Here is a 25,309-nt window from a genome sequence, read left to right as displayed (position 1 = left end):
AACAATATTTAACATATTCATCTCAAGAATAAACGTGGCGATACAATCCCAGCATTTTCCCTACCAGGGGCATCATTTTTCCGCTCCTGAGTAAAGGAATTGCATGGTTAATTTTTTTCATAAAATCGGCTGCGGCACGGCGCCTCCCACTAGATGGCCCTTGCAGGGCAGCTTCAAACAAAATGTTTTCACCTGGATTATTACTAATCAGGGTTTTTTTCTGCTCACAGAAATCCAGCCAGTCAGAGCCCCAGACGCAGTTAAAAAACTGGTAATTCGAGCAGCCGACGTGACGATACTTTTCAATGCCCAGCCCGATAAAATCAGGATCAAACACAATAAATTTTTCAGCAATCAGACGCATGCAATCCTGCATGACAGCTTCAGTGCTGTGATTAAGATAATCCGGCACGCTGTAATTGCCCGTTTTTTGCGCATAGGCCACGGCCAGATATTGCTCCGGGCTATAGCGCGCGCGATACCTGCGGGCAATATGACTGCTCCCTTTTTCATAGGGATGCCAGTCAAACCATTCAGCATCGCTACGGCTCATTAAGCGCACATCAAAATACGTTTGCAGCGTTTCGGTTTTGCCAAAAATAAACCAGTCAGAGACGTGGAACTGCAACTGCTCAAGCCCTTCTGGATGCAGCGTGTAAAAGCTGCTGGCCAGCAAACGGTCCCCGGCAAAATCGAGCGCGTCAATGTGCTCGTAAAGCTCAGCGAAGTTGCGCGACACCAGCGTGCAATCGGTGCGGATCTTCGCCGCGTAGCGCGTGCTGACCTGCTCCAGCCCAGCCGCGCTCGTCACGATCTGGCGGTTCAGATTGTTCGCCCGTGCGTTGCTGCCGCGCATGCACGGTGCCAGCGGCCCCGGGTCATGCGAGCGCACCACGCGGTCGCACAGCGCCGCACCCGCGCCGGTGTGATCGGCAGCGAACGTGCTCAGCAGGATCTGCACGCCAGGCAGCGCCGCCCGCGCCCGCGCGATGTTCCCGGCAGTGGACTCCAGCCACTGGCCCTGAAACACCAGCGTGATGTCTTCGTTGCGGATACGTGTCATCGGGCGTGCTTCCCTGCAACAGCGGCAGGTTTAACCGCTTCGAGCACCTTGAAATCGCTGATCGCAATCGACAGCGCACGATGATCGTGTGGATTTTCACCAATGGCCGACGGCACCACCTGGCGCTTCGACGAAAAACCGATCTTGCTCCACGGCCGGCGCGAAGGCGGCCGGGTAAAGCGCCCCGACACCTGCGGGCGGCCCAGTTCATCAACCGAGGTAACGTCGAGCGTGACCGGCACGCCATCAACCAGCACAGTCAAATCAGAGAGGTTCCATCCGGGAACACTGAAATTAATCTGAAATGAAATGCCAGTGGCGTGCCGGTTCAATGGCCGGTTGATATGCCCGTGCATACCTAACCAGCGGAAATGACTGCCATCGCGCTCGTCTATTTCGACCGGATAAAAATTAAAACCCGCATGCCAGGTTTCATGTAATGGGAAATAAGCTTCCAGCTCTGTCATCGCAGTAACGCTGGCCGCATATTCAGCGCGTAACTGGGCCGTTTGCTCCGAATCGTCAAATTTATAAGCCGACTGATTAGGATCACGGTCCGCCATGACACATAACTGGCTATCACTAAACTGCTCATGCAAAGTGCCGCGATAAAGAATAAAGCGTACGTCAAGCGGCTGTTCGCGCAATGAGGCCAAAGCCAGTGAACGAGCCATAATCGCTTCAGGCACATTAATTTCTTCAACCGCGACGATATATTGCAATCGCTGAAAGGTTTGTGCATAAGCGGTAAAGGCTTCAGGTGCGGCAACGCATAACATGTCATTCGCACCCGACCAGCTCATTTGGCCAGGCAACCATACATCGCTCGCATTGCCATTAATTTCCGGCAAATACTGGTGATGAAAAAAAATGTCATAACGGCTGCGCAATACGAGATCGTATTGTTTTAATTTACCCATCCGGCCTGCGGCATACGCTATTTCATGCCACATCATTACTGCAGTAGGCGTAATGGAGAAATTTGCAAACGGCTTCAGCGCATTTTCCGTTTCAGCTTGTGGAACGATAATAAATTCAACCGCTGGAATAACCGCTTTTAGCTCAGCCATTGCATCCGGCGTGGCAAATTCTTCGCGTAATACGGCGAAATAATCTACTTCCCAGTCTTCCAGCAAAAACTGGAGCGACTGGACGCAGCGCAGGCAATCATGCATTACGCCTGTCAGTAATACCGCGATTTTTCGTTTGGCTGTTTTCATCACGGAGACAGTGTCACTCTAAATAGAAATTATATGCATCAGAAATAGCTGAAAATTCGGTTAGATTTCCATTTTTCAGCACCGCCGCACGCTGGCAATAACGGCCCACCAGCCCCGGATCATGCGACACCACGACATACGTCCGGTCACCTCTGCGTTCGAATAATTCGTAATGACATTTTTCGTGAAAACGTGAATCACCCACGGCAATTATTTCGTCAATCAGATAACAGTCAAAATCGACTGCCAGCGACAGCGCAAACGACAACCTTGCACGCATACCCGCCGAATAACGCTTAACCGGCTCACGTAAATACGGGCCTAACTCGGTAAATGATTCAACAAAGTCAAGCTGCTCTTCAAGCTGCACGCCATACAGACGGCAAATAAACCGCAAATTGTCCATGCCAGTCAGACTGCTCTGAAATGCACCGCCAAACGCCAGTGGCCACGACACATTCATTTTGCGAATAACGCTGCCCGACGTGGGCGCTTCGGCCCCGCTCAATAAACGCAGTAAGGTTGATTTGCCCGAGCCATTACGCCCCAGAATGCCAATGCGTTCACCGGGATTAATTTCAACATTGATATCGCGCAATATTTTCCGCTTGCCACTGCGAGTCGGATAATCCTTGCAGACGTGATCCAGAATAATCATTCGTGCTCCACCCGGGCGCTGGCGCGGCGGCATAAATACAGGCCCGCCAGCGTAAGCAGCAAGTTCACCGCAAGCAGCCATGGAATGTCGTAATGCGCTCGCACCGCGCTGCCGAAATACCCTTTGCGGATCAGCTCGAGCGGGGTAATCATCGGCACCCAAAGGGCCAGTGAATGCAGCCGCGTGGGCAGCCAGTCGACCAGAAACATCGCGCCCGACAGCGGGAACAGCAAATACGACAGCGGATGCCAAACCCGCTCAACCAGCTCGGACAATTCGCTAGCCGCACCCAGCACCAGTGCCAGCGCGCTGCCAAACCACGCCAGCAAAAACCAGCCCAGCATCAGCGTGTACCAGTCTTGCGGCATCGCCATCAGGCCCGCCGCGACAAAAATCACGATCATCAGCATGAAACCGGCTGTCGCCCCCGCGAGTTCCAGCACGATGCGCGCGAGGTAGATATCCAGAATCCGCACGTTGCGGTGATACAGCAGGCTCAGGTTAGGCTGCAACGCATGCATGCAGCGCGCGGCGGTGGTGCGCCACAACTGCACCGACGAATAGCCCGTTACCGCAAAAGCCGTCACCGACAGGCTGCCCGCATGCGAGCTGAAGGTGTAATGCCACAGCAGCGTCACACCCAGCGTGAGCAGCATCGGCTCAAGGAAAATCCACAGAAAGCCGATGTTATGGCGGCCATAACGAGTCAGCACTTCACGCATCAGCAGCGCGCCAATCGAGCGCACCTGCAAGCGCAATGAATGACCCAGCCCGGCACGCGGCATCGCGTTAGTCATGGTGCTCTCTCACACCCGCCAGCACGAGGCAGGCAATGCCCCACACCACGAGGCTGCCGATCAGCACCACCAGGATCGCCTTCAGCCGGTTCGGCCGGATCGCCACATCAGGCGTATTGGGATTGGCAATGACTTCCAGATAAAGCTGCTTGCGAAAAGCTTCGTTGCGAGCGGATTCGAGCGTGGCCAGCGCGGAGATCAACTGGCGATCGGCGAATACCTGGTCGAGTTGCAGCCGCTGGTATTGCGTCGTCTTGCTGGTCAGCGAGCGGCTGTCACCCGCCACTGCGAGCATCTGCTTTTGCGCTTCCTGCTCAAGCACGACAAGGCGGGTCTGAAGTGTCGACAACTGCGGGTTTTCAGGAGCGAAAGCTTTGATCTGCGAGATCTGCGTACGGGTCAGCACGATCTCGTCCTGCAGCTTCGAAATTTGCTGCAGTTGCAAGCTGGACTGCTTGTCTGGATCGAAGATTTTTTGTGCGGTGCGGTAGCGCGCAAGCTGGGTACCCGCTTCCTGCGCGGCGACTCTGGCTGCGTCGACTTCTTTCTGTGCCGACGCGATCAGGTCTGCCTGGGCCCGCACGCTCATCTTGTTGACGAGATGTTCAGCCATCTCCAGCAACGCATGGTTGATTTGATACGCGCTTTGCGCGGTGAATGCGTTAACCCGCAAGGTGGTAATCGCGGAGGTTGAATCAACATCGACGCTGACGCGGCGGTCGTAGTAGCGGTAAAGCGCTTCGAAGCTGCGATCGAAATCGAGCCCGCCGAAACGGCTGAACCGGTCGACTGAGCTGGCACCAAAGAGCGTCGACACCCGCTCGCTTTTTTCCAGCTGCGACAGCGCATCACGTGACGTAATGAAGTCGTGCACCACATACACGTTGTCTTGTGAGCGGTTAAAACCCGTGCCTTGCAGGAACGCGCCGAGACCTGACTGAACCTGCTTGTCCGGCGAGCGTACGACAAAGCGGCTTTCGGAAACGTAGATATCGGACGCGACGCAGCCGAAGTACAGCACCGCCAGCGCGACCGGCAGCACAACGATCCAGAAGAACATGCTCTTGCGTGCACGAGCCCAGTGCGCGCGAATGCGGGGATAGGTGAATTCAATGCTTTTCATCAACTTGCTACCAGATGCGGGAATCAAACGCTCGCGCGCTTATTTAAAGGTATTGATTGAACTGGCCACCGGATACACCACGGAGAACACGACATTCAGGAACTTTTGCAACTCGGCCACCGGCGCATTCGATACGTAGAGCAAATCTTTGTCGCTCATCTGGAAGGTTTGCGCGGCGAAGAAGCTGGCCGGGTTTTTCAGGTCGAGGCGGTACACCACCGGCACCTTGCCCGCTGCCGTGGTGCGCACCGGCTGGGTGGGCCACGCCAGCGCGCCGGCATCTTCGAAACGGAAGATGAACACCCCCTGGGCGTCGGCCCGTGAGTCGTTCAGGCCGCCCGAGCGCGCCAGCGCCTGGGCCAGCGTGATGCCCTGGGCTTCGAAATTGATCTCTTCGTTTTTGCCGGATGCACCCAGCGCAGTGAAGCTGAGCGGCTGGAACAGCGCGGTGACGACATCGCCCGAGCGCAGCGCGACGTTCTGCTTCGGATCTTTAATCAGGGTTTGCAGCGGCAACGCTTCTACCTTGTCGCCGCGTGTGACCTGGATGGTCATTTTGTCCACCGGCTGACGCACGCCGCCCGCTGCGGCAAGGGCATCGAGCAGCCGCTCGCCGCGGGGCGACAGCGGCATGCGGGTGCTGGTGGTGACATCACCGACCACCGTGACATAAGAGTTGGCGTTGTGAGCGAGGCGCACCAGCACCTGGGGCATGTGGGCCTTGCCGCGCAGGCCCTGGGCGATGGCCGCTTCGACTTCATGGGCAGTCTGGCCCGCCGCCCGCACCGGGCCGACAAACGGCACGTTGATCTGGCCGCTGGCGTCGATCATTTGCCCGGGCAGCACGGTGGCTTGCGAGCCCGCCGCCAGCCCGCCTTCCGTGGTCTGGCGCGAGGCGCTGCCAGCCGTGGCGAACAACATGGCGGGCGGGGCTTCCCAGATCGACACTTCGAGCACGTCGCCCAGGCCAAACTGCTGCCGGAACGGCTCCGCGCCGCCAAGCGTGCTGGCAAACCCGGCTTTCTGGTGCCCGGCGTAGAGCTGGTGCGCGATGGCGTCGGTCACATCGACAATCTGGATGCCCGCCGCGCCAGGTGACGGTGCGGCGTGCGCGGCATCGGCCACGGCGGAGCGCCCTGGACCAGACGAAGGAATCGCGCCGCATCCAGCCAGAAGCAGGGCGGCGGCAATGCCTGATATAAATCGTGTGTTTTTGTACTGCGTTAGCATCTCTGTCTCTGTTTAACTCACATTCAACCTTTGAATGATTATTACATGCGTTCTGGGTCGAATACTTATCCCGGTAATAATCAGAGCAGCCTATCCCGTTAATAAGTCACGTTATTTTTCCTATAAAATACATTTTTATTACAGATATTCCAGTTTTTTGTCATTTAATTCAAAAAAATGAAGCAGATTTATATTGATATAAGCCGCCCGCTGGCCCGTCTCTATAACGGCCTGATGCCCACTGGCATAGACCGCGTGGCGTTGGCCTATATCCACGAATATTTTTCTGACGCGCTTGCAGTAATTTCTTACCGAGGCACTCAGATTATTCTTTCAGAAATTTCCTCAAAATCCGTCTTCGAACTACTAAGTCATTTCTCAAGCAAAAAAACCGCGTTAAGACATATCCTAATTCGCGCTTGCATTAATCATTTTTTTAAGCGCTCGCACGCCCCCGGATTTCTGTTGCACCTTAACCACGGCGGAATGGAATTCCCTGGTTATTACGCCCGATTACAACGTCACGGTATTAAACCCGTATTCATGGTGCACGACCTGATTCCGCTCACGCACGCCGAATACACGCGCCCAGGCGTCGATGTCACGCACCGGCGGCGCATCCACACTTGCCTCGCACACGCGGCCGGCATCATCGTCAATTCACAGGCCACCGCCGCCTCACTCCGCGCCGAAGCCCACGCCGCCCAACTGGCGCTGCCTCCCTGCACAGTCGCTCATCTGGCTTCGGGCATCGCCCCCCTGCCGCTGCCGGAGCAAGCGCAACCGCGGCCGCTCGCAGCGCCTTACTTCGTGATGCTGGGCACCATCGAGGCGCGCAAGAACCATCTGCTCATCCTGAATGTGTGGCGCAGCCTGGTTGAACAGCTTGGGGCCGCCGCGCCCAGGCTCGTCATCATCGGGCGGCGTGGCTGGGAATGCGAAAACGTGATCGACATGCTCGAACGTTGCACCAGCCTGCACGGCGTGGTCATCGAAGAAGCGCATTGCCCCGACAACCGCCTCCAGGCATGGCTGGAACATGCTCAGGCGCTGCTCTTCCCGTCATTTGCCGAGGGCTACGGGATGCCGCTGGTCGAAGCGCTGGCGTTACGCGTGCCGGTGCTGGCCAGCGATCTGCCGGTGTTTCATGAGATCGCGGGCGATATTCCGGAGTATCTCGATCCGCTCGATGGCCCTGGGTGGCGCGCACGCATTCAGGCTTACGCGCGCGCTGACAGCCCGGAGCGCGCCGCGCAACTGACGCGGATCGAAGCCTTTCAAGCCCCCACCTGGGCCGCGCATTTCACGCGGGTTAACCGCTTTCTCGACGATTTGTCCACATGAACCCCACGCCCCCTCCTCCTCGCGCGCCTGGTTCCAGCCCGCCTGCCGCAGACGCAGCGGCGGCGGCCGCAGCGCAAAAGAACGCCGCCGCCGAAGCCGCCTGTGCGTCCGCTACCGGCCTCCGTCATGGCAATGACAATGGCAATGGCAGCAACGGCCAGTTCAGCCTGAACAGCCTCATTCGTAGCCGCCGCTGGTTCGCCTGGCTGATCCGGCTCACCCAGCTCATCCGGTTAACTGCGCGGCGGCATGGCCACACGCCCGACTCCTACTCCTACTGCTGGCTCGATCTGCGCCATGAGCGCTGGCTGCATCGGTTGCGGTGCCTCAGTGGTCCTGGCCGCTTCAGCAGCCGCCATAACCGCAGCGCGCCAGTGGCATGGCCTGGCCCGGTGTGGTCCCGCGCGTCGCCGGGCCAGCCGTTGCTGTCATGGTTCGTCGCGCCTGTCAGCGATGCCAGCCCGCAAGCGTTCGCCACTGCGATCCAGCATGCGCTCGAACAGCACGCCACCCGGCATCAGCCCTTCGCGGTCTCAGCCGAAATCACCCGCTTGATGCAGCGAGTGCTGCACGCGGATGCGCTGCCCGCACGCCATCAGCACGCACGGCGAGTGGTCCGGATCGTCTCCAGAAAGCGCCCGGCAACCCGTGTGCTGCTACTCGATGAGCGCGCCGCCACCCACGGCATGGCCGCCGCGCCGGTGCGCCATGCCCGGGCCCAGTTCGAGCGAATGCTGCGCGTGGCGCAGCGCGCTCATCCAGATGCCGACTTCTGGCTGGTGCAGTCCACCGAATCCGGCAGCGGCCCGTGGCTCGCCGCCACCAGCCCAGCACTGCCACGCGCGACCCAGCAGATGGAGCCGCATGCGGCGTTCCATGCGTTGCTCGAAGATGTCGACCATGTCTACACCGTGGCAGCGCCGGAAGGCATGTTGGCGCTGCTGGCGGGCGTGCCGCTGCATGTCTTTGGCATGCCTTACTACGCGGGCTGGGGGCTGACGCACGATCACCCGGCGCAGCCGGAGCGCCCGATGCGTCCGCTGAGGCCTGCTGCAGGTTCAACGCGCAGCGCAAGACCTACGGTCGCGGCACTGTTCGAAGTCGTCTTCGTGCAGCTCGCGCGTTATCTCGATCCCGCCACCCATCAGCCCGGCAGCCTCGAAAACCTGCTCGACAGCATCGAGTGGCAAAACACCCTGCGACGCCGCTACCGGGGTTTGCGTCAGGTGGCCGGGGTCGGGTTTCAGTGGTGGAAACGGCCGTTTGCCACGCCGTTTTTGTGCGCAGGCGGCGCACAACTACGCTGGACCGATGCGTCCGATGTGTTCCAGCCGGACGAATCCGCCGTGCTCTGGGGCGCACGCAGTGCGGTGGGGCTGGCCGAGCAAGTTCCGGTGGTGCGCATCGAAGACGGCTTTTTTCATTCCGCGGGGCTCGGCTCCGAGATGAGCCCGCCGTATAGCCAGGTGCTCGACAGCCGGGGGATGTACTTCGATCCGTCTTGCCCCAGCGATCTCACCATGCTGCTCAACAAAGGCGTTTTTGGCCGCGAGGAGCGCGCCCGGGCCGCTGCGCTGCGCCGTCTGGTGGTGCATAGCGGCGTCACCAAATACAACCTCGGGCGGCGTCAGCCTGGCTGGCATGCGCCTGCGGGCAAAACCATCGTGCTGGTGCCAGGCCAAGTCGCCGACGACGCCTCGGTACGCCTCGGCAGCCGTGGCATCAGCACAATCGAAGCCTTGCTGGAAGCAGTGCGGGCTCACCGTCCCGAGGCGTGGCTGGTGTACAAGCCGCACCCTGACGTGCTCTCCGGCAATCGCCCCGGCTTGATCGCCGCGCAGCAGCACGTGGATGTGGTTGATACCGAAGCTGACTTGCTGTCGCTGATCGAACTGGCTGACGAAGTGCATACGCTGTCGTCGCTCGCGGGGTTCGATGCGCTGCTACGCGGTAAAGCCGTGTTCACGTATGGGCTGCCGTTCTATGCGGGCTGGGGCCTGACCCGCGACATGCTGGCCCAGCCGTGGCGCGAGCGGCCGTTATCGCTCGACATGCTGGTGGCGGGCGTGCTGCTGCGCTATCCGCTGTACTGGGACTGGCGTACGCAGCTTTACACCACGCCCGAAGCGGTGGTGCGGCAGCTCGCACCGCTCGCGGCGCGTCCGCTGCAAGCGCCGCGCGGCAATGCCAGACGGCGTTTGCTCAAGGTGCTGCGCTGGAGCCGGAATGCGCTGCGGCATCTAGCCTGGCGTGGTGCGCAATGGCGTCATGCCAGAAAGGCCAGCCGATGAACGCCGACTTGCGCCGTTTGCGTTTGCTACTGCTTTTGCCTTCGCTTTTGCTTTTGCCTTCGCTCCTGCGTTTGCTTTCGCTCCTGCGTTTGCTTTCGCTTCTGCGTTTGCTTTCGCTTCTGCGTTCGCTTTCGCACCTGCTTTCGCTTTCGCACCTGCTTTCGCCTTCGCTTCTGCTTTCGCCTTCGCACCTGCCTTCGCCCCCGCTCCTGCATTCACCTTCGCACCTGCGTTTGCCCCCGCACCTGCGTTCGCCCTCGCCTTCGCTCCGGCCCTCACGCCTACCCTCGCTCGTCCCCCTTGCGCCGGGCCTGGCTCACCGTTCTGTATTCACCTCCTCATGAAGATCTATCCCGTCCTGTTATGCGGCGGTAGCGGCACGCGCTTGTGGCCGCTGTCGCGCGACGCGCATCCCAAGCAGTATCTGAAGCTCGCCAGCCGCGAGACGCTGCTGCAGCAAACCGCATTGCGCCTGCAAGGCCTCGATGACGCAGCCCCAGCCATTGTGGTGACGCACCATGCGCAGCGCTTTCTGGTTGCCGAGCAGTTGCACGAAGCCGGTGTCGCACCGCTCACGGTGATGCTGGAGCCCGTCGCGCGCAACACCGCCCCCGCCATCGCGGCCGCCGCGCATCGGGCCTTGCATGAGCAAGCCGATGCGCTGTTGCTGGTCCTGCCGTCAGACCACCTGATCCAGAACGAGGCGGCCTTCGCCCGTCTGGTTCAAGCGGCCACCCCGCTGGCGCGTGACGGCTATCTGGTCACGTTTGGCATCGAACCCACCCAGCCCCACACCGGCTACGGCTATCTCTGCGCAGGCCCAGCGGTGAAGCCCGGTAGCGCAGCCCATGAAGTGCGCGCCTTCATCGAAAAACCGGACGCGGAGCACGCCGCACGCCTGCTCGCGCACGGCGGCTATTACTGGAACAGCGGGATGTTCCTGATGAAAGCCTCGACCTGGCTCGCGGAGTTGCAGCACTACGCGCCCGAGATCGCTCGCCACGCGGAGCTGGCATGGCAGCACGCGCGCCACGACGACGATTTCATTCGTCTGGAGGCCGGTGCCTTTGGTGCCTGCCCCAGCCTGTCGGCCGATTACGCGGTGATGGAGCAAACCCACCGCGCGGTGCTGCTCCCGGCTGATGGCCTGGGCTGGAGCGATGTCGGCTCGTGGGAAGCGCTGGCGCAACTGGCCGCCCCCGATGCAGCGGGTAACACCACCACGGGCGATGTGCTGACTGAGTCGCTATCGAATTCGTACATTCGCGCGGAGCATCGGCTGGTCGCCGCTATCGGGCTCGACAACGTGGTGATCGTGGAAACCGCCGACGCGGTGCTGGTCGCACACCGCGAGCGCACTCAAGACGTGAGGAAAATCGTCGCGCGTCTGGAGGCGGATGGCCGCAGCGAAGCGCGCACGCAGCGTCGCGTGGCGCGTCCATGGGGCAGCTACGAAACCCTTGAGCGCGGCGAACGTTACCAGGTCAAACGCATCGTCGTGAATCCGGGCGCGCGCTTAAGCCTGCAAATGCATCGCCATCGCGCGGAACACTGGGTGGTAGTCAAAGGCACCGCCCACGTGACGAACGGTGCGCATGACTTCGTGCTGCAGGAAAACCAGTCTTGCTATATCCCCGCAGGCGTTGTGCATCGGCTCAGCAATCCGGGCCAGACCGCGCTTGAGCTGATCGAGGTGCAATCCGGGGCTTATCTGGGCGAGGACGATATCGTGCGTTTCGAGGATTGCTACGGCCGGGCTGGGGAGATGCCGCCAGTGGCAGTGGAGTCAGTGGAGTGAGGGGGCCGGTGGCCCGATGAGACTTGCTGGCGCGAGACGATCTCGCCCGGCATGGGGTTAGGCTAAAAATAAATTAAATAATTTGCCTAACTGCTTTAAACGGATGTTTATTTAAAATCCGCCTGCGCCGCAAGCCTGAGTTTATGCGGAATCCGTTATTGAAAATTGTGTTGCATGGTGGCATGCGCATTTAATTTTAAACACGATGGAACTGGTTGGGGCGTGGCGTTACACAGTTATTGCGGCATCTGCGTTACAGGCAGCCGATATTTCCAGCAGAAAATATCGTTGCCTCATGCAGCAAAATAGATGAAATGAGAGAAAAGGGCCGGTCAGGGCATCACGCCTGATCTTTACCACCTCCTGAGTTAATTAAAATTATGAGTCGCATTAACCCACCAAGCAGTCCGATAAATGTGCAACCCGGCCCAAATTATTCCGGCGGCGAAAATTCAATTTTCGCCTCCCCGCCCGCGTCAAACAATCCACTGGCAACCGTAACTGAAACATTACGCTTTAGCCATGACTTTAAAAATTCCAGCCCGGCCTGCTCACCGCCTGATTCGACATCATTCGGCAAAGTAAACAAGCTTTTACTTTCGACAAAACCCGATTACGAAAAAATCAAAGCCGATGAATATGTCGAGAAAAATAAATCGCCATTTAGCACGCCCTTTCCGCCCGGCGACATAGCGGAAAAAAACCGCGAAAACTTCATCCGTTATTTTCAAAAAACGGAATGTCCAGCTGTTTTTTCTCCCAGCAAATCTGGACTACCTTTTTTGTCCCTCGCTGACAGCAGCAAAACTAGCGACAACACGCTGCAAATCCTCAAGCATTACACCGCTGGGCTAAAAGAGCTGGTCCGGAGTAATTTTCATGATTCAAATTATCATTTTTCTGACAAAAATGGCATTCTGAAATATTTCAGGGATGAAGACACACCTCCCGCCTATAACCTAATTCGCTATACGCTTGAACTGTATCTCCTGGCACTCTCGGCAGAGCAAAAGCTAGAGGTTGACCCGGATAAAGTAAAAATCCCCTTTCTCATAGATCGCTCGCCCAGCATCAAAAATCTGAATGAGATTAAATTTGCCGCCCTGGCTCTGATCGATAAAATCGACCCTAAATCAGATAACTACCTGCTTGACAGTGATGAACCTCAAAAGAAAATTCTCGCCATTCCACAAAGCAACTCCACAGCCGTCACTATTTTTTACCAGCATCTCGCCAACCAGTACTCCATTGGCCCAGACAGTATTTCAGATAAACCAAAACTGGAAGAAAAGCACATTCAGCACTATATTGCATTACTGGATTCGATCTTGCTAAATAAGGATGCCGCGAATCAACGTATCCACACGCACTGGATTAAAGAAAAAATCCGCCACGCACAGCAGGCCATTACATCTGAAGGCGGCCTTGCCAAGGCGGTTACTTTTAATCTTTCCAATGCGTTTTTGGCTGGATTTCAGGTAATTTACAGCGAAAAACTTCACCACCTCATTAAGCTAAAAAATGTCAACGAATTCATTCAACATTTTCCGACGCATATTTTGCCCAAAAAATAAACGGCTGGAATCCGTTTCTGCCATCGCTCCAGCCCGTTGCATGCATTGAGCGACAGATCACGGGCGGCGCTGCTGGCTGCGGCCCGTACCCCTTTGATCTGAAACCTTGCCGCCGTTGCCAGCCTTGCGCTAGCAACGGCGGTAGGCCTCAGATCAAGGCCACACCAGGCGTTGGGGCAACGAAAACGCCATCGCACCAGCCAGATAACGTGAAATTTCTGGAACCAATCTAGTTGCGCTGTTACGCAATACACAAGATCTGACATCACTCAACCGCCCGGTTAAGCCACTCGTGCCACTCATCAACCGGGCGTAGATCTCACAAAAAAATACCCGGAGATACGCGAAGACCACTGCTTGTGCGAGTGGCCTGATTTTTATCATCTTCTGCCTGGGGTTTTAAGCTAATGATTCTTCTAAAAAATTTCACACTGCGAAATTTGACGCAAATATTCGAGTCCAATACGCTGACGAAATATTCGAGCAAGACGGATAAAAGCCAGCAGGGAGCCGCACTTAACACGCGTGTCAAAGAAACCCAGCCGCTAGAAACAAATACGATCAGGCTCAAAATATTTTCGCTTGATTCCAGCGGTGACCTGCCTGAATTCAGAGCAAACTCAAGCCCCGCCAAAGAGCGAGCGCTGGAATTTATCGAAAATACCCCGCCGCTGCTGCAAGATTTGACATGGAAAAGCGCTTCACAAATCGCCGATAATTTTCTGCAATTTCGCTTCCCTCCTTTGTTTGAAGCGCGCAAAGGGAAAAATTCATTTTCCCCAGATAAATATTGTGCCGTCATTGAACAGGCCAATATTAAAATGATCGAGCATTACCTCAAAGGTTTAAGCGGGCATCTAGTTAATGATTATTTGAGCCATGAAATTCAAGAGGTGCATAGCGCATTCATTCCCTCACGTAACAACAGCAACCAGGAATGCCGAAAGTTACAGTTAATTTCCGGGACGTACAAGCTGTATGTTTTTTTACAAAATCTAAAAAATAAACTAGGCACCCACCCGGAAAAGGTGATTATAGATTTTTTACCCAGTCACCAGCGTGATTCTGGCACATTACACAAAATCAGGGATGAAATCGAAAAAATTATCAAACGCACATTGTCCAATGTGGCAGAGGTGCATGATGCGGAACAATGTGACAACACCCCAATTTTAATCGCTCAAACAAAATTTAATCATCCTCAAGCGTTACTTTATTCTCACCTCACCAACCTTGCTAAAAATACGCCTGAAAAATTAAATCTTGGGCTTTTGTATTTTTATAAAGAGCAAATTGATTCGTGCATTTATCTTGTTGAAAAACCCCACGTTTCGACTGGGGAATTTAAACAGCAAATCAGGTCCGCATTTGATGCTATTGAAAGCCGCAGTGAAAAACTAGATCTAGCTTCGCATAATATGCTGACGGCAATGTTTCTGGAGATTTATGTCATCTCTAGAACTTTTCAAAAACAGATCCATTTTTCCAACCCCAAAGAGTTTATTCAAAGGCTGCAAAATCCGGTTTTGCAGCCGGAAGCGCTCCGTCAAGCAGTTAGGCCAGCGTCTGGAATGTCAATCGAAATGGGCAGTGCCTCTTTGCCCGATTGATCAACGTGCTGACTCTGGCTCTGGCTGAGGGCGGGTCAAAATTCATGGTTATGCGATATGAGTCATAAATTATTGCTTTACTCAAACAAACAAGAGCATCAGGGGGAACCGATGAGTCTGACGTGTTACTCAGTAAGTTCTCGTGCTGGAATCCAGCATCAAGCGCCGGGGTAGCCCTGATTAAGCGGCATGATGCAATAGCAGATTCTCATGAATTTCTGTATATTTTAAATAATCTGATTAATTTAAATTATGACAAAACTCATTTCGCCAATTTTAAATAATACCATACACAACACCGAATTAATCGAAAGTAATTTCAAACCCAACACTGAGACTAGCTCTGCAGAATCTAAAAAAAGCACCATTGACGTTCAAAATTTCGACCATTGCATTAACCCGAATGCGACACATTACTATCAGTCTTTATCACCGATGATTCAATCTTTCGCTGGAAAAAATTCTACAATCGATCTGATGGATAACGAAAAAACAGACCACACTATATTTTCTCCAACATCAACAATAATTTTTCCATTTTCACAAACACTAGTCACTTCTGCAAAGATCTTTTCTGATCCGAAAATGGAAATTATCGCCGACACCGATTTCAAGGTTGCCGCATTAGGGCAACCCATAAATTATTTTTTCCATACGAAAAATCAGCTCAAATACTCCTGTTTTTTACAAAAAATTGACAACATTAGGCTTCCAAATATCATAAAAAATCTGGATCAAAATGAATTCTTCCAACTATTTCCAAAAGGTGGCTTCTATAAACTTTGTCTAGAGCAATTAAATTTTTGCCTAATTCAACAGTCTATTGCTGGGACAGACGCAGATCTGCTGGGAATTTTTCCGCATCTTGGCGAATATTTCAGCGAAACAAGCCTGAATATAAAATATCTTACGACATTAAGAAATATCAAAAAAGAGATGTACGAAGATCTGCGCTATCTTTCGCTCGAATTTTATTCAATCTTTCTTTCAAAGAAAGAACCTCTTTATTCTGGCGAAAAAAATTTAAAATCAAACAACTACATCAACCTTTCTTATTTTACCCACACTTCCACGGGACACATCAAAAGCCTGCTGCGAGAATCAATAAAAAATATTCAATCCCCACAAAATCGAGAAGAGCTCGACAGTCTCAAATTTAGCGTTATTGTCTTAATGAATGCGGCTGTGCTCTACAAATACTTTCTTTGTGAAGATGCCATAAAAAACTTGCCAGACATTAAAAGTAATGTGGTGCCCAAAGAGGAAGCCAACCAAGCAACCAGTCACTTCCATACCAGGATATTAAAATTGATTAACCAAAATAAAAATAATACTTTAATCGCCGAATTAAAAGATCCGCTGGAATTTGTCACACCCTTACTCGATATCCTGCACAAGGTTGATTCGACGGATAAACGTTACTTACCCAAACTAGTCAAGACATCGCATAGCGCTACAACTCAATAAATCCATGTCAAAAGCAACAAACCGATACAGCCCACCGGATTAATACCAAACTCCAGCCCCGTGACTGATGGCACTACGATTTTTTGCACCTTTCACGACGACGGTAAATTTTTCTCAAATCACCGAAAAATTGCAGCAAGCCGTCTTTTCCACACCAGAAAACAGCAAATTTCTGGAACTGCCTGGTTCGAGGTGTTACTAATTTAACGTTATTTCATTGCAATTTTGCCATGAACCATGCCGCAGATTTTATATCAGCACCTGTATTGCGTGTACTGATAATAAATTCGCATTCTTTATTTCACTTACTATTTTTCACAATACCATACAATGCTTTCTCGAATTTTTGGCCTCTCAAACACGCCGCATCCCATCTCTAAGCCTGGCAACAATAATTCCATTACGCCTCTTGGCACAAGAGCAAATGCCCATCCAAACAACTCGTCCAATTTTTCCGGCAAAACCATAATTCTTGACGCAGAGTACAGGTTCGAAAATCAAACAATTGAAAAAAAAATAAAAATACTAGCCCAAGAATTCTTAGCCAGTTGCGGCTCCCCACTCGAAAACTTTACAACTAAACTTGATGAAAATCAACTGAGCCTTTTTTTTACAGCAATCAAAGAGTTACCGCTCCCTACGTTTCATAAAGAATATATAACATTCAAGTATCAAATTTCCAATGCTATTTGCCCTGCAGATGTGTGTTACGCCAAAATGATAAAATCATATTTATCTTCCGATCTGGCAGCGTTTCATAAAAACAACGTCACAGACGAAGATAACAACATTTCCAGGAAAAGTATTTTTTACACATACGTTAGTAAAGCATACGCTCACACCCAGTCAGCTCAAATCAATCTTATTTCATCCAGCATAGATTTTTATCACGAGCTTTATCAACATAAAGAAAAAGCAGACCTTGCATCGACTGATCAACTAGACCTTTCAATTAGGCATCAAAACAATGATTCCGAAAATCATACTTGCACTCCTGACGTACCCAATTCAACCAAAGAAAACTTCCATATTTCAACAGAAAAATATAAAAATGAAATCGACCAAGCAATTAAATCCCTTCAGACAGAAATTACAATGAATGGCCGGAAATCAATTGACAAAGCCGGCTGCAACATCGCACTCATGTACCTGCTAGGCTCTTTTGAGCTGTTTGTAAATCACCTGTCAACACGGATGTCCTATGCAAAACGGCTGGAATTTATTGAGAAAATCCAGGGGCTGATGCAGGCAGCGGCAGCATAACTCATATAACCCGCCCAATTTTATTTTGATCCAGCGCCGCGGCTCTTAACCTGCGGCGCTGCTTAAAATATTGAACTGACACCTCACACCAGCCTCATGTTCCATGTGTAAAGTCCGCGCACAGCCTGACGTGGGCTAATACTGCTTCATGAAATTGCCCCAGAACCGCTCCACAGACTATTTAAAAAATCATGAGTGGCATTGAAAAAATAATCCGTGCAATAGCTAGAGAAATTGAAGATACGCTGAATAATTTCGACTCTCTTTTCAGTGGCGAACAAATTTATCCGAGAGCAACCGTCAATTATCGCCAACCTGAAATCATTAAAAATATTATCCAGCAAAATCCTTCTATTTATTACCCACGCAGCACGCCCATCACACCAGTCCAGCAGCGTCACGTTGCCCCAATGCCATCAAGCACCCCATATGACGAGCATCACTCTCTGAACGACCGCCTGCACGCGCTGATCTACCACCAGACACCACAAAATGATCCGCACGCGATTATTCCGATGTCAAAACTGATTCACCAAAAACCGAATGCCCAAACCTTCACGGAGCAGTTAAATTCGTTATCCAACGGAGCGGCATGCAACCCGGATCTACTCTCGATTCTAAAAAATTTCGAATGCCCGTTTCTTTCAGACTGGTCCGTCGCAACACCTGCTAATTTTCGGCAAGCTAATGGCGCTGAAGAAAGTTCTAATTCTGAAAAAATCCACCAACACCTTGGTCATCTTGACGTTGTCTTCTTAAATTACCTGGCCGATCTGAATAAAAATAATCTTTCACTTATTCCTAATTTTCAGGCCTTCAGCGCAAATCAACTAACCCAGACAGACTTGAATTTATTACGCTCATCAATTGATTATTATAAATTTTTCATTCAACAAAAAAAAGCTTACGGCAAAATAAATCAGCAGCAACCAAAGAGCCCGCCTTTTTATCAGGTGCAAAAAAACCTCCAGCACGCAATAGAAGCGTTCCCCAAAAATGGCAAAGGCAATCTGGATGTGGTGCGCATTGCCCACGCGTTTAGCGCCGACAGCTACAGGATTTACGTCAGCGATGTAAAAGCGCGGGGACAGATTTATCTGCCGGATTCAATGGCAATCCTCCGAGGCATCAGCAAGCTCAAACCGGATACTCACCGCTATCCGTATCCGTCCAGCCTGGCTTGAATGACCTTGCGAGCGGCTGCTGAATGTTCTTCTGCGTTATTTCTGCTTCAGACAGCCGCGTTCGTGGCCTGTAGCGCTAGCGTGGCTTCAGCAGCGCATTCACCCGTGCCCGGCTCATGCCTTTCAGGCTTGAGCCAATCGCGGCGAAGGTCTGATACCCCAGCGGCGGCTCCAGCATCTGGGCGAAAGTCTGCGCGCCCTCGCGTCCTGCCACGCCCGCATGCAATCCCGCCTGGATCTGCGTGCTGGCTTCGTGCAGTAGCGTTTCGGTATGGCTGAGTGCCCCGCCCACCAGCGCCTGCGCCTGCACTACCTGGCGCAGTGTGTCACGCAATGCCTGGCGCTCGTCGATGCGCCATTTCTGCGGCTCTATCGCGGCAGGCAGTGGCGCGGCGGCGGCGCGGCTCGGGCGGCCGCCAGGAAAGCGCTTGCCGCTGCCCTGAATCATCAACTGGTCACGTACTTCGGGCCAGCCTGCTTCCGGCGTCGACAACACCAGGCTCGGTTGCTGGCTGGCTTCGCTTGAAGCACCTGAAGCACCTGAGGTGCCTGAAGCGTTCAAACCATGCGCGCCCGGCACATTCCCCGGCTGCTTGAGTTCGGCCCGAATGCCAGCAGGCGCGAGTGCCCGGTCGATACGGCGCGCCAGGGCTTCGTCTGCTTCGGGCTGGGCCGCGAAGCTCAGCGCCACCGGGGTCTTGCCAAGGCCGCCGGGATACACCGTCAAGGTTTCAGCGCCCGCCTGGTTCACGGCGGGCCAGTCCAGCGCGCGCACCTTGAATGGCTGGCGCGCGCCGTGATCGTCGTGATAGCGCAAATCGGCATCCAGCACGCCAGCGGTCGCACTCGCGCGGGTCTCCCAGTGCGCCGTGAAAGCGGCTAGCCGCGACGCGGCAGCCTCGCCTTCCGGAGCTCCCGCGAGGCTCGCGCCCAGCGCGTTCTTGAGGGTGTGCAACTGGGTCGTGGCCTGTTCCAGAAACACGCGTGTGCGCTGCGCGCCGGTGACACGCTGATTGAAATCAGCCTGCTGCACCACAAACGCAATGCGCGCATTCAGCCCCGCGCCGCGATAACGCTCGGCGGGACGGGCTGGCGACACACCAGGCGCATCAGGCAACAGCGCGGCGGCGGTGCGTGCGGTGGCACTGGTTTGCGTGCTCACGCCGCTGGTGAGCGGCGTGGTGCGTTCAAGACTGGCCGGGGATATATGCAGGTTCATCGAATCAGCACTCAGCGGATGACGGCGTTACAGGATGTCGAACAGCGACAGTTGCGCGACGCGTCCATACACTTTGTAAGTGCCTTGCACCGCCACCATGTAGTTGCTCATTTTGTCGTAGGCCTCGGCGTAATCGAGCTGACCCACCATGTTGGCGGCCTGGCCGTTCGATACCAGCATTGCTTCGTGGCTTTGGTCGAGCAGGTCGAGCGTGTTCTGCATCCCGCCAAGACTGGCGATCTGGCCGCTCAAGGTATTCACGCCGCTATCCAGCGAGCCCAGGCTAGCGTTAATCAACGCGTGAGTCGCTGGGTCGCTTGAGCTCACGCCTGGTGCCTTCAATGCCGTCAGGGCGGCATCGAGCTGGTTCACCAGATCCACTACGCCAGCGATATTGCTGTTCGCCGCCTGAGTCACGCCGTGGCCGACCACCACTTTTTGCTGCTCGTAATTGCCGTTGTAGCGATAGCGCGACCCCTCCGGTGCGGCGGGGTCGTAGCCCAGCGGTGCGGTGTTGGTCAGCGTGCCGGAAAACAGGTAATTGCCTTCGCTGTCTTTCACGTTCGCGCCTTCGACGAGGGTTTGCTTCAGGCTTTCCAGGGTGCCTGCCAACGCGTGCAAATCGGCTGAAGTGGTGCTGCTGTCGGCGGCGCGCAGCATCAGGTCTTTGGCGGAAACCACGGTCTTCAGCAGGCCATCCAGATGGCTTTCGTTTTGCTGCAGGCGGATCGACAAGGTGCCGATATTGCTGCGGTACTGGCTCAGCACCGAGGCATCGCGCTCAAGCAGCAACAGACGCACGCCGCCGACTGGGTCATCCGATGGATTGAGGATGCGGCGGCCGCTGTCGATCTGCATCATCAAATTAGAGAGCTTCTGGTTCGACGCCCGCAAGGTGTCGACCATCCGGTTGCCAAACTGCTGACTGGAGATACGCATAAAACGCTCCTGCGAAACTTAAAAACTGCTGAGAGTCGTGTCGAACAGGTCTTTCGCAATTGCGATGACTTTCATGTTCGCCTGATACACCTTGAGGTACTCGCTGATATTCACGGCCTCTTCATCTTTGTCCACGCCGCTCACGGCGAGCCAGTCAGATTCGGCATGCTTGCGAATTTCCAGCGCAGTCAAAAGGGCGGCCTGGTTTTGCTGGCTGGCCGAACCCAGCCGCCCCACCAGCATCGTGTAGGTGTCGCCAATCGACACTTCGCCCAGCCCTGCCACGGTGATTTTTTCGTTGCGCAGCGCGATCAGCGCCAGCAAGTTGTCGCTGTTGCCAGGGGTGGCCGGATCACTGGAAAAACCCAGTTGCGCGTGGCTGATCGAGGCGTTCACGCCAATCACGCCAGACACCGGATCGAAGGTGAACAGTGGCTGGCCCGGCTTGCCATCTGTGCCAAAACCTGCTGTGAGTTGTGCGTTGAAGCGGTTGGCGATCTCGCCCGCGAGGGTTTTGAGCCCTTCCATTTGTGGTTGCAGCACGCCTTCGCTGAACGCGGCGAGGCCGCCTAGCGTGCCGCCCAGCTTCGCGCCTTGCAGCGGATAGCGGGTGCCGGCCAGTTCCAGGTTGACGGAGAACGTGCCGTCGAGATGATGCGCAACCTCAACCTGGCCCACCTTCGGGCCTGCCACCAGCGGTGGGCCGCCGGCGAAGGTCAGGTCGATCGCGCCGCTCGGCTGGCGAATCACGCGGATCTCAACCAGACCAGAGATCTGGTCGATCGCTTCATCGCGCTGGTCGATCAGCTCGGACGGCACCACGCCGGTGCCCTGGGCTTCGGCGATTTTCTGGTTCAGATCGGCCACGGTTTGCGCCAGCGAATTGATCTGGCCAGCGGCGGCACTGCTTTGCTGGCGCAACGTATCAAGCTGGCCCGTCATCATGTGACGCAGGTTGTTAAAGCTCTGCGTGAGCGTCGTGGCCATGCCGATCACCTGCTCGCGCAACGGGCCTGAGGTCGGGTCGGCGCTGACGGCATCGAGCGCCTTGAAAAAGCCGTCGAGGCCCATTTTGACGCTGCCGTCTTCAAGGTTCATCACCTTTTCGAGCTGGTTGAAGTACGACGCCGAGGCGCTTTGTTGCGCCAGCGCGGCGTGGCTGTACCACTTTTGCTGCGTCTTGTAGATATCGGCAAAACGAATCGCTGACTGCACGTCGACACCGCCGTTCTGGCGTGCAGTGAGCATCACGCCCTGGCGGGTATAGCCGGGGGTGCCGAGGTTAGCGGTATTGCGCGCTGCCATGGCAAGCGAGGCTTGCGCTGCGCGGGTGCCTGACAGGCCGATGTGGATCAGGCTCATGATGCGAGGTCCGTGGAAGAGAGGTGTGGAGCCGCAGGCACGGTTTCAGCCTGGGCGTGGGTCGTAACAGATGCCGTGGCAGGTGCGGCCTGATCTTGTGATGGCAGCGTTTGCGGCGGCAGCATCTGCGCAATCAGGCACTCAGCAATCCCGAACGCACGCTGTGACGCCAGCGTGTCGGCCACCACGCGATTGGCGTAAGCCAGCAAGCCGTCGCTTGAGCTATCGCTCTCGCCGTTGGTGTCTTTGATCGGCTGGTTCGCCTGCTGCATCGAGTTCAGCATCTGGCTGATAAACAGGCCTTCGAACTGTTCGGCGGCTTGCTCCATCTTCTGGCGGTAAGCCGGGTCATCGCGGCTCAGGCTGATGCTGGCATTACCGCGTGTCAGCGCTAGCGGGTTGGGTTCGCTCACGTGGGGCAAAGCCATCGAATGAGCTGTATTGATGAGCATCTGGGGCTCCTTGAGCGTCGTTGCGAGTGAGTGGTTTGAGCGTGCGCGCCCGGATCATCCAGGCACGCCTCGGCAGTGGGCTTTAGATCACCACCAGTTCGGCCGATAGCGCACCGGCTTCATCGAGCGCCTGCAAGATCGCCATCAGATCGTCAGGCGTGGCACCGGTGCTGTTAATCGTGTCAACGATGGCCTGCAGGCTGGTGCCGTTTTTCCACTGGAAGGCCCGGCCGCCAGGTTGCGACACATTCAGCTCGCTCACCGGCAGCACCGCTGTCTCACCCTGGCTGAGCTCGTTCGGCTGGCTCACGGCAAAGCCTTCGGAGATCGTCACCTTGAGCGAGCCGTGCGAGACCGCAGCGGGCTTCACCGTTACACCCTGGCTGATAACGACCGTGCCTGTGCGCGAGTTAAAGACGATGCGCGGCATCTCTTTGCCCGCCGTCACCATCAGCGCGGAGAGCTTGGCTACGAAGGCCACGCGCTGGGTCGGATCGGGCGGTGCGATGACATCCACTGAGGTGCCGTCGAGTGCAGTCGCCGCGCCGTTGCCCAGGCTGCGGTTGATCGCATCGACGATGTTCGCCGCGGTTTGCAGGTTGGGACGCTTCAGGTTGAGCCGGACTGAAGGCGTGCTGTCGAAGTCGCTGGCGATCTCCCGCTCGATCGTCGCGCCACGCGGAATCCGTCCGGTCGTGGCGGTATTCACGGTGACGCTGGAGCCGCTGCGGCCCTGGACTGAAATACCTGGGATCACCAGGTTGCCTTGCGCCAGCGCATACACCTCACTGTCCGCGCCGCGCAGCGGCGTCATCAGCAACGTGCCGCCGCGCAGGCTTTTGGCGTCACCCAGCGACGACACCGTGACGTCAATCATCTGGCCCTTGCGGTAACCCGACGGGAAGGTAGCGCTCACCATCACTGCGGCCACATTGCGCGAACGCAGATTGGTGCCTTCCGGCAAGCGCGTGCCGAACTGCTTGAGCATGTTCGCCACCGATTGCGCGGTGTACTTCGCCTGGGTGCCGTCACCGGAGCCATTCAGGCCGACCACGATGCCGTAACCCACCAGCGCGTTTTCGCGCAGTCCTTCAACGTTCACCAGCGCGCCTACGTTCTGGGCCCACGCCGTGGGCAAGCCCAGCGCCAGCACAAGGCCCAGCATCCATCCAGCGATTCGATTGCTTGTCACTTCCGGCTCCTGATCTACGTGGTTTAAAACGGCATCCACGGACTGTTAAAGAACCGGGTCAGCCAGCCTGGCTGGTTCGCCTCAGCCAGCGAGCCCTTGCCCGAATACTGAATGCGCGCATTGGCGACGCGTTGCGATGAGACACGGTTATCGGTATCAATATCGGCGGAGCGGACATAGCCGGTCAGCCGGACGGTTTCTTCGCCCTGATTCAGCAGCAGGGTCTTTTCGCCGCGCACCTGTAGCAGGCCGTTGGGCAGCACGCGCTGGACGATCACCGTGACCGAGCCGCGTAGCGTGTTTTGCTGGGAACTGGAGCCCGAGCCGTCAAAGCCGCGCTTGATTCCAAGCGAAGCCTCAAGCGGCAGCTCGATGCCAAACGCCGAAGGTTTTTTCGCGCTGACGTTGCTGTCCTTGTCGATTTGCGTGCCGCTCTTCTTGCTAGCCTGAGTTGATTCGAGCAGCTCGACGGTGAGCACGTCGCCGGCGCGGAACGCGCGGATATCGGAAGTCAGGGACCAGGCCTGGTCGGCAACAAACACGCCGCCAGCCGTGCCTTTGCGGACTTCCCATGCGGTGTCGGGCATATCGTTCTGAGGGGGTTCGACCTTGCTGATCCCTCCCCAGCCGACAGAAATGCAGCCGCTCAGCAACAGCACCAGCGGCGCCAGAGCGGCGAGTCCAGCAACGTGGCGAAGCGGCCGCTGGCTCATCGCGCGGCCTGCGACAGGTACTGCATCATGTTGTCGGCTGCGGTCAGCACCTTGGTGTTCATTTCGTAGGTGCGCTGCGCTGCGATCATCTCAACCATCTCTTCGACGGCCTGCACGTTCGAGCCTTCCAGCGCGCCTTGCTTGATCTTGCCTAGTGCGCCAATGCCTGGCTCGCCTTCGTTAGGATTGCCACTGGCTACGGTTTCGAGGTACAGGTTGTCGCCAATCGCGCGCAGCCCGGCCGGGTTGGCGAAGCTCGCCAGTTGCAATTGCCCGGCTTCGACTGCATTCGCGCCATCCGTGGTCACGGCAACCGTGCCGTTCTCGCCGATGGTGATGCCGGTGGCATTCGGTGGAATCGTCACGGCTGGCACCAGCGGCATGCCTTGCGCGTTCGTCAAGCGGCCTTGCTCGTTCAGCCGTAGCTGACCCGCGCGGGTGTAGCCGGTTTCGCCGTTCGGCATCTCAACTTGCAGAAAGCCATTGCCCACCACCGCGACGTCCAGCGCCTGGCTGGTGGTTTGCAGGTTGCCTGCGGTGAATACTTTCTGCGTGCCGACGAGACGCGTGCCGTTCCCAATCTGAATCCCAGCACCGGTCGAGTTTTCCGACACCTGTGCGCCTGGTGGCTGCTCGGTGCGATAGAACAAATCTTCGAACATCGCGCGGTCGCGCTTGAAACCAACTGTATTGACGTTGGCGAGGTTGTTCGCAATGGTTTGCAGCTTGGCTTCCTGAGCCTGAATACCAGTCTTGCTGATCCACAGTGCCTGATTCATCGTGTGTCCTTGTGCTTGCGGGTGAAGCGCA

At 55.6% G+C, this 25,309-nt stretch carries 21 protein-coding genes; 8 read left to right on the top strand and 13 right to left on the bottom strand.

Annotated features, from left to right (window positions below; genetic code table 11):
• Nucleotides 1-22: 22 nt before the first annotated feature.
• The 6 genes from GH656_RS03825 to GH656_RS03800 are packed head-to-tail and all read right to left on the bottom strand — an operon-like array spanning nt 23 to nt 6,091.
• Nucleotides 23-1,063 (bottom strand): WavE lipopolysaccharide synthesis family protein, encoded by a 1,041-nt coding sequence (locus GH656_RS03825; RefSeq protein WP_153074661.1) that lies wholly within the window; start codon nt 1,061-1,063, stop codon nt 23-25.
• A complete protein-coding gene (locus tag GH656_RS03820) occupies nt 1,060-2,286 on the bottom strand; it encodes a hypothetical protein (protein ID WP_217352215.1) in 1,227 nt (408 codons plus the stop codon). The genes GH656_RS03825 and GH656_RS03820 overlap by 4 nt, the downstream gene beginning before the upstream one ends.
• Before the next feature lie 10 nt (nt 2,287-2,296).
• Entirely contained in the window at nt 2,297-2,941 is a 645-nt protein-coding gene (locus GH656_RS03815; protein WP_153074659.1) for an ABC transporter ATP-binding protein, read from the bottom strand.
• The gene (locus GH656_RS03810) at nt 2,938-3,738 is read right to left on the bottom strand and encodes an ABC transporter permease (protein ID WP_246184199.1); all 801 of its coding nucleotides are present in this window, start codon (nt 3,736-3,738) and stop codon (nt 2,938-2,940) included. Before GH656_RS03810 ends, GH656_RS03815 begins: the two co-directional genes overlap by 4 nt.
• Complete coding sequence (locus GH656_RS03805) at nt 3,731-4,861, bottom strand: KpsE/RkpR family capsule polysaccharide export protein (RefSeq protein ID WP_246184198.1); 1,131 nt, start codon at nt 4,859-4,861, stop codon at nt 3,731-3,733. The genes GH656_RS03810 and GH656_RS03805 overlap by 8 nt, the downstream gene beginning before the upstream one ends.
• Before the next feature lie 39 nt (nt 4,862-4,900).
• On the bottom strand, nt 4,901-6,091 hold the full coding sequence (locus GH656_RS03800; protein ID WP_153074657.1) for a polysaccharide biosynthesis/export family protein: 1,191 nt from the start codon (nt 6,089-6,091) through the stop codon (nt 4,901-4,903).
• A gap of 177 nt (nt 6,092-6,268) precedes the next feature.
• On the opposite strand from GH656_RS03800, the gene GH656_RS03795 reads away from it, so the two are divergent.
• From GH656_RS03795 to GH656_RS03760, 8 genes are all read left to right on the top strand, one after another.
• On the top strand, nt 6,269-7,435 hold the full coding sequence (locus tag GH656_RS03795) for a glycosyltransferase family 4 protein (protein WP_153074656.1): 1,167 nt from the start codon (nt 6,269-6,271) through the stop codon (nt 7,433-7,435).
• Nucleotides 7,432-9,726 (top strand): capsular polysaccharide export protein, LipB/KpsS family, encoded by a 2,295-nt coding sequence (locus GH656_RS03790; protein WP_153074655.1) that lies wholly within the window; start codon nt 7,432-7,434, stop codon nt 9,724-9,726. The genes GH656_RS03795 and GH656_RS03790 overlap by 4 nt, the downstream gene beginning before the upstream one ends.
• A gap of 340 nt (nt 9,727-10,066) precedes the next feature.
• On the top strand, nt 10,067-11,524 hold the full coding sequence (locus GH656_RS03785; protein WP_153074654.1) for a mannose-1-phosphate guanylyltransferase/mannose-6-phosphate isomerase: 1,458 nt from the start codon (nt 10,067-10,069) through the stop codon (nt 11,522-11,524).
• Between the two features lie 380 nt (nt 11,525-11,904).
• The gene (locus GH656_RS03780; protein ID WP_153074653.1) at nt 11,905-13,098 is read left to right on the top strand and encodes a hypothetical protein; all 1,194 of its coding nucleotides are present in this window, start codon (nt 11,905-11,907) and stop codon (nt 13,096-13,098) included.
• 407 nt (nt 13,099-13,505) lie between these two features.
• Nucleotides 13,506-14,708, top strand: a complete 1,203-nt coding sequence (locus GH656_RS03775) for a hypothetical protein (protein WP_153074652.1) — start codon at nt 13,506-13,508, stop codon at nt 14,706-14,708.
• Between the two features lie 252 nt (nt 14,709-14,960).
• Nucleotides 14,961-16,175, top strand: a complete 1,215-nt coding sequence (locus GH656_RS03770; protein WP_153074651.1) for a hypothetical protein — start codon at nt 14,961-14,963, stop codon at nt 16,173-16,175.
• A 330-nt stretch (nt 16,176-16,505) separates the two neighbouring features.
• Nucleotides 16,506-17,438: a hypothetical protein gene (locus tag GH656_RS03765; RefSeq protein ID WP_153074650.1), complete on the top strand. Its 933-nt coding sequence runs from the start codon at nt 16,506-16,508 to the stop codon at nt 17,436-17,438.
• A gap of 191 nt (nt 17,439-17,629) precedes the next feature.
• Nucleotides 17,630-18,622 carry a hypothetical protein gene (locus GH656_RS03760; RefSeq protein ID WP_153074649.1) on the top strand — a complete coding sequence of 331 codons (993 nt, stop codon included), beginning with the start codon at nt 17,630-17,632 and terminating at the stop codon, nt 18,620-18,622.
• A 76-nt stretch (nt 18,623-18,698) separates the two neighbouring features.
• Here the strand turns inward: GH656_RS03760 and GH656_RS03755 are convergent, their stop codons facing one another.
• From GH656_RS03755 to flgG, 7 genes are all read right to left on the bottom strand, one after another.
• Complete coding sequence (locus GH656_RS03755; protein ID WP_153074648.1) at nt 18,699-19,841, bottom strand: hypothetical protein; 1,143 nt, start codon at nt 19,839-19,841, stop codon at nt 18,699-18,701.
• Between the two features lie 27 nt (nt 19,842-19,868).
• Nucleotides 19,869-20,780: a flagellar hook-associated protein FlgL gene (gene flgL, locus GH656_RS03750; RefSeq protein ID WP_153074647.1), complete on the bottom strand. Its 912-nt coding sequence runs from the start codon at nt 20,778-20,780 to the stop codon at nt 19,869-19,871.
• Between the two features lie 18 nt (nt 20,781-20,798).
• Nucleotides 20,799-22,142, bottom strand: a complete 1,344-nt coding sequence (flgK, locus tag GH656_RS03745; RefSeq protein ID WP_153074646.1) for a flagellar hook-associated protein FlgK — start codon at nt 22,140-22,142, stop codon at nt 20,799-20,801.
• The gene (locus GH656_RS03740) at nt 22,139-22,594 is read right to left on the bottom strand and encodes a hypothetical protein (RefSeq protein WP_153074645.1); all 456 of its coding nucleotides are present in this window, start codon (nt 22,592-22,594) and stop codon (nt 22,139-22,141) included. Before GH656_RS03740 ends, flgK begins: the two co-directional genes overlap by 4 nt.
• Nucleotides 22,595-22,676: 82 nt before the next feature.
• Nucleotides 22,677-23,759 (bottom strand): flagellar basal body P-ring protein FlgI, encoded by a 1,083-nt coding sequence (locus GH656_RS03735; protein WP_153076542.1) that lies wholly within the window; start codon nt 23,757-23,759, stop codon nt 22,677-22,679.
• 50 nt (nt 23,760-23,809) lie between these two features.
• Entirely contained in the window at nt 23,810-24,499 is a 690-nt protein-coding gene (gene flgH / locus GH656_RS03730; protein WP_153074644.1) for a flagellar basal body L-ring protein FlgH, read from the bottom strand.
• Nucleotides 24,496-25,278: a flagellar basal-body rod protein FlgG gene (flgG, locus tag GH656_RS03725; RefSeq protein ID WP_153074643.1), complete on the bottom strand. Its 783-nt coding sequence runs from the start codon at nt 25,276-25,278 to the stop codon at nt 24,496-24,498. The genes flgH and flgG overlap by 4 nt, the downstream gene beginning before the upstream one ends.
• Nucleotides 25,279-25,309: the final 31 nt, after the last annotated feature.

This window comes from Paraburkholderia bonniea, from assembly GCF_009455625.1.
GTDB classification, from domain to species: Bacteria; Pseudomonadota; Gammaproteobacteria; order Burkholderiales; family Burkholderiaceae; genus Paraburkholderia; species Paraburkholderia bonniea.
Note: the sequence above shows the minus strand (reverse complement) of the source record. Positions and strands in the feature narration are given on the sequence as shown.

What these genes read in the sequence shown, in the direction of transcription:
- GH656_RS03780 (WP_153074653.1), top strand. Translation starts at nt 11,905, where the DNA reads ATGAGTCGCATTAACCCACCAAGCAGTCCGATAAATGTGCAACCCGGC.
- flgH (WP_153074644.1), bottom strand. Translation starts at nt 24,499, where the DNA reads ATGAGCCAGCGGCCGCTTCGCCACGTTGCTGGACTCGCCGCTCTGGCG.
- flgK (WP_153074646.1), bottom strand. Translation starts at nt 22,142, where the DNA reads ATGAGCCTGATCCACATCGGCCTGTCAGGCACCCGCGCAGCGCAAGCC.
- GH656_RS03760 (WP_153074649.1), top strand. Translation starts at nt 17,630, where the DNA reads ATGAGTGGCATTGAAAAAATAATCCGTGCAATAGCTAGAGAAATTGAA.
- GH656_RS03795 (WP_153074656.1), top strand. Translation starts at nt 6,269, where the DNA reads ATGAAGCAGATTTATATTGATATAAGCCGCCCGCTGGCCCGTCTCTAT.
- GH656_RS03775 (WP_153074652.1), top strand. Translation starts at nt 13,506, where the DNA reads ATGATTCTTCTAAAAAATTTCACACTGCGAAATTTGACGCAAATATTC.
- GH656_RS03810 (WP_246184199.1), bottom strand. Translation starts at nt 3,738, where the DNA reads ATGACTAACGCGATGCCGCGTGCCGGGCTGGGTCATTCATTGCGCTTG.
- flgG (WP_153074643.1), bottom strand. Translation starts at nt 25,278, where the DNA reads ATGAATCAGGCACTGTGGATCAGCAAGACTGGTATTCAGGCTCAGGAA.
- GH656_RS03815 (WP_153074659.1), bottom strand. Translation starts at nt 2,941, where the DNA reads ATGATTATTCTGGATCACGTCTGCAAGGATTATCCGACTCGCAGTGGC.
- GH656_RS03790 (WP_153074655.1), top strand. Translation starts at nt 7,432, where the DNA reads ATGAACCCCACGCCCCCTCCTCCTCGCGCGCCTGGTTCCAGCCCGCCT.
- GH656_RS03805 (WP_246184198.1), bottom strand. Translation starts at nt 4,861, where the DNA reads ATGAAAAGCATTGAATTCACCTATCCCCGCATTCGCGCGCACTGGGCT.
- GH656_RS03770 (WP_153074651.1), top strand. Translation starts at nt 14,961, where the DNA reads ATGACAAAACTCATTTCGCCAATTTTAAATAATACCATACACAACACC.
- GH656_RS03755 (WP_153074648.1), bottom strand. Translation starts at nt 19,841, where the DNA reads ATGAACCTGCATATATCCCCGGCCAGTCTTGAACGCACCACGCCGCTC.
- GH656_RS03785 (WP_153074654.1), top strand. Translation starts at nt 10,067, where the DNA reads ATGAAGATCTATCCCGTCCTGTTATGCGGCGGTAGCGGCACGCGCTTG.
- GH656_RS03740 (WP_153074645.1), bottom strand. Translation starts at nt 22,594, where the DNA reads ATGCTCATCAATACAGCTCATTCGATGGCTTTGCCCCACGTGAGCGAA.
- GH656_RS03735 (WP_153076542.1), bottom strand. Translation starts at nt 23,759, where the DNA reads ATGCTGGGCCTTGTGCTGGCGCTGGGCTTGCCCACGGCGTGGGCCCAG.
- GH656_RS03765 (WP_153074650.1), top strand. Translation starts at nt 16,506, where the DNA reads ATGCTTTCTCGAATTTTTGGCCTCTCAAACACGCCGCATCCCATCTCT.
- GH656_RS03825 (WP_153074661.1), bottom strand. Translation starts at nt 1,063, where the DNA reads ATGACACGTATCCGCAACGAAGACATCACGCTGGTGTTTCAGGGCCAG.
- flgL (WP_153074647.1), bottom strand. Translation starts at nt 20,780, where the DNA reads ATGCGTATCTCCAGTCAGCAGTTTGGCAACCGGATGGTCGACACCTTG.
- GH656_RS03800 (WP_153074657.1), bottom strand. Translation starts at nt 6,091, where the DNA reads ATGCTAACGCAGTACAAAAACACACGATTTATATCAGGCATTGCCGCC.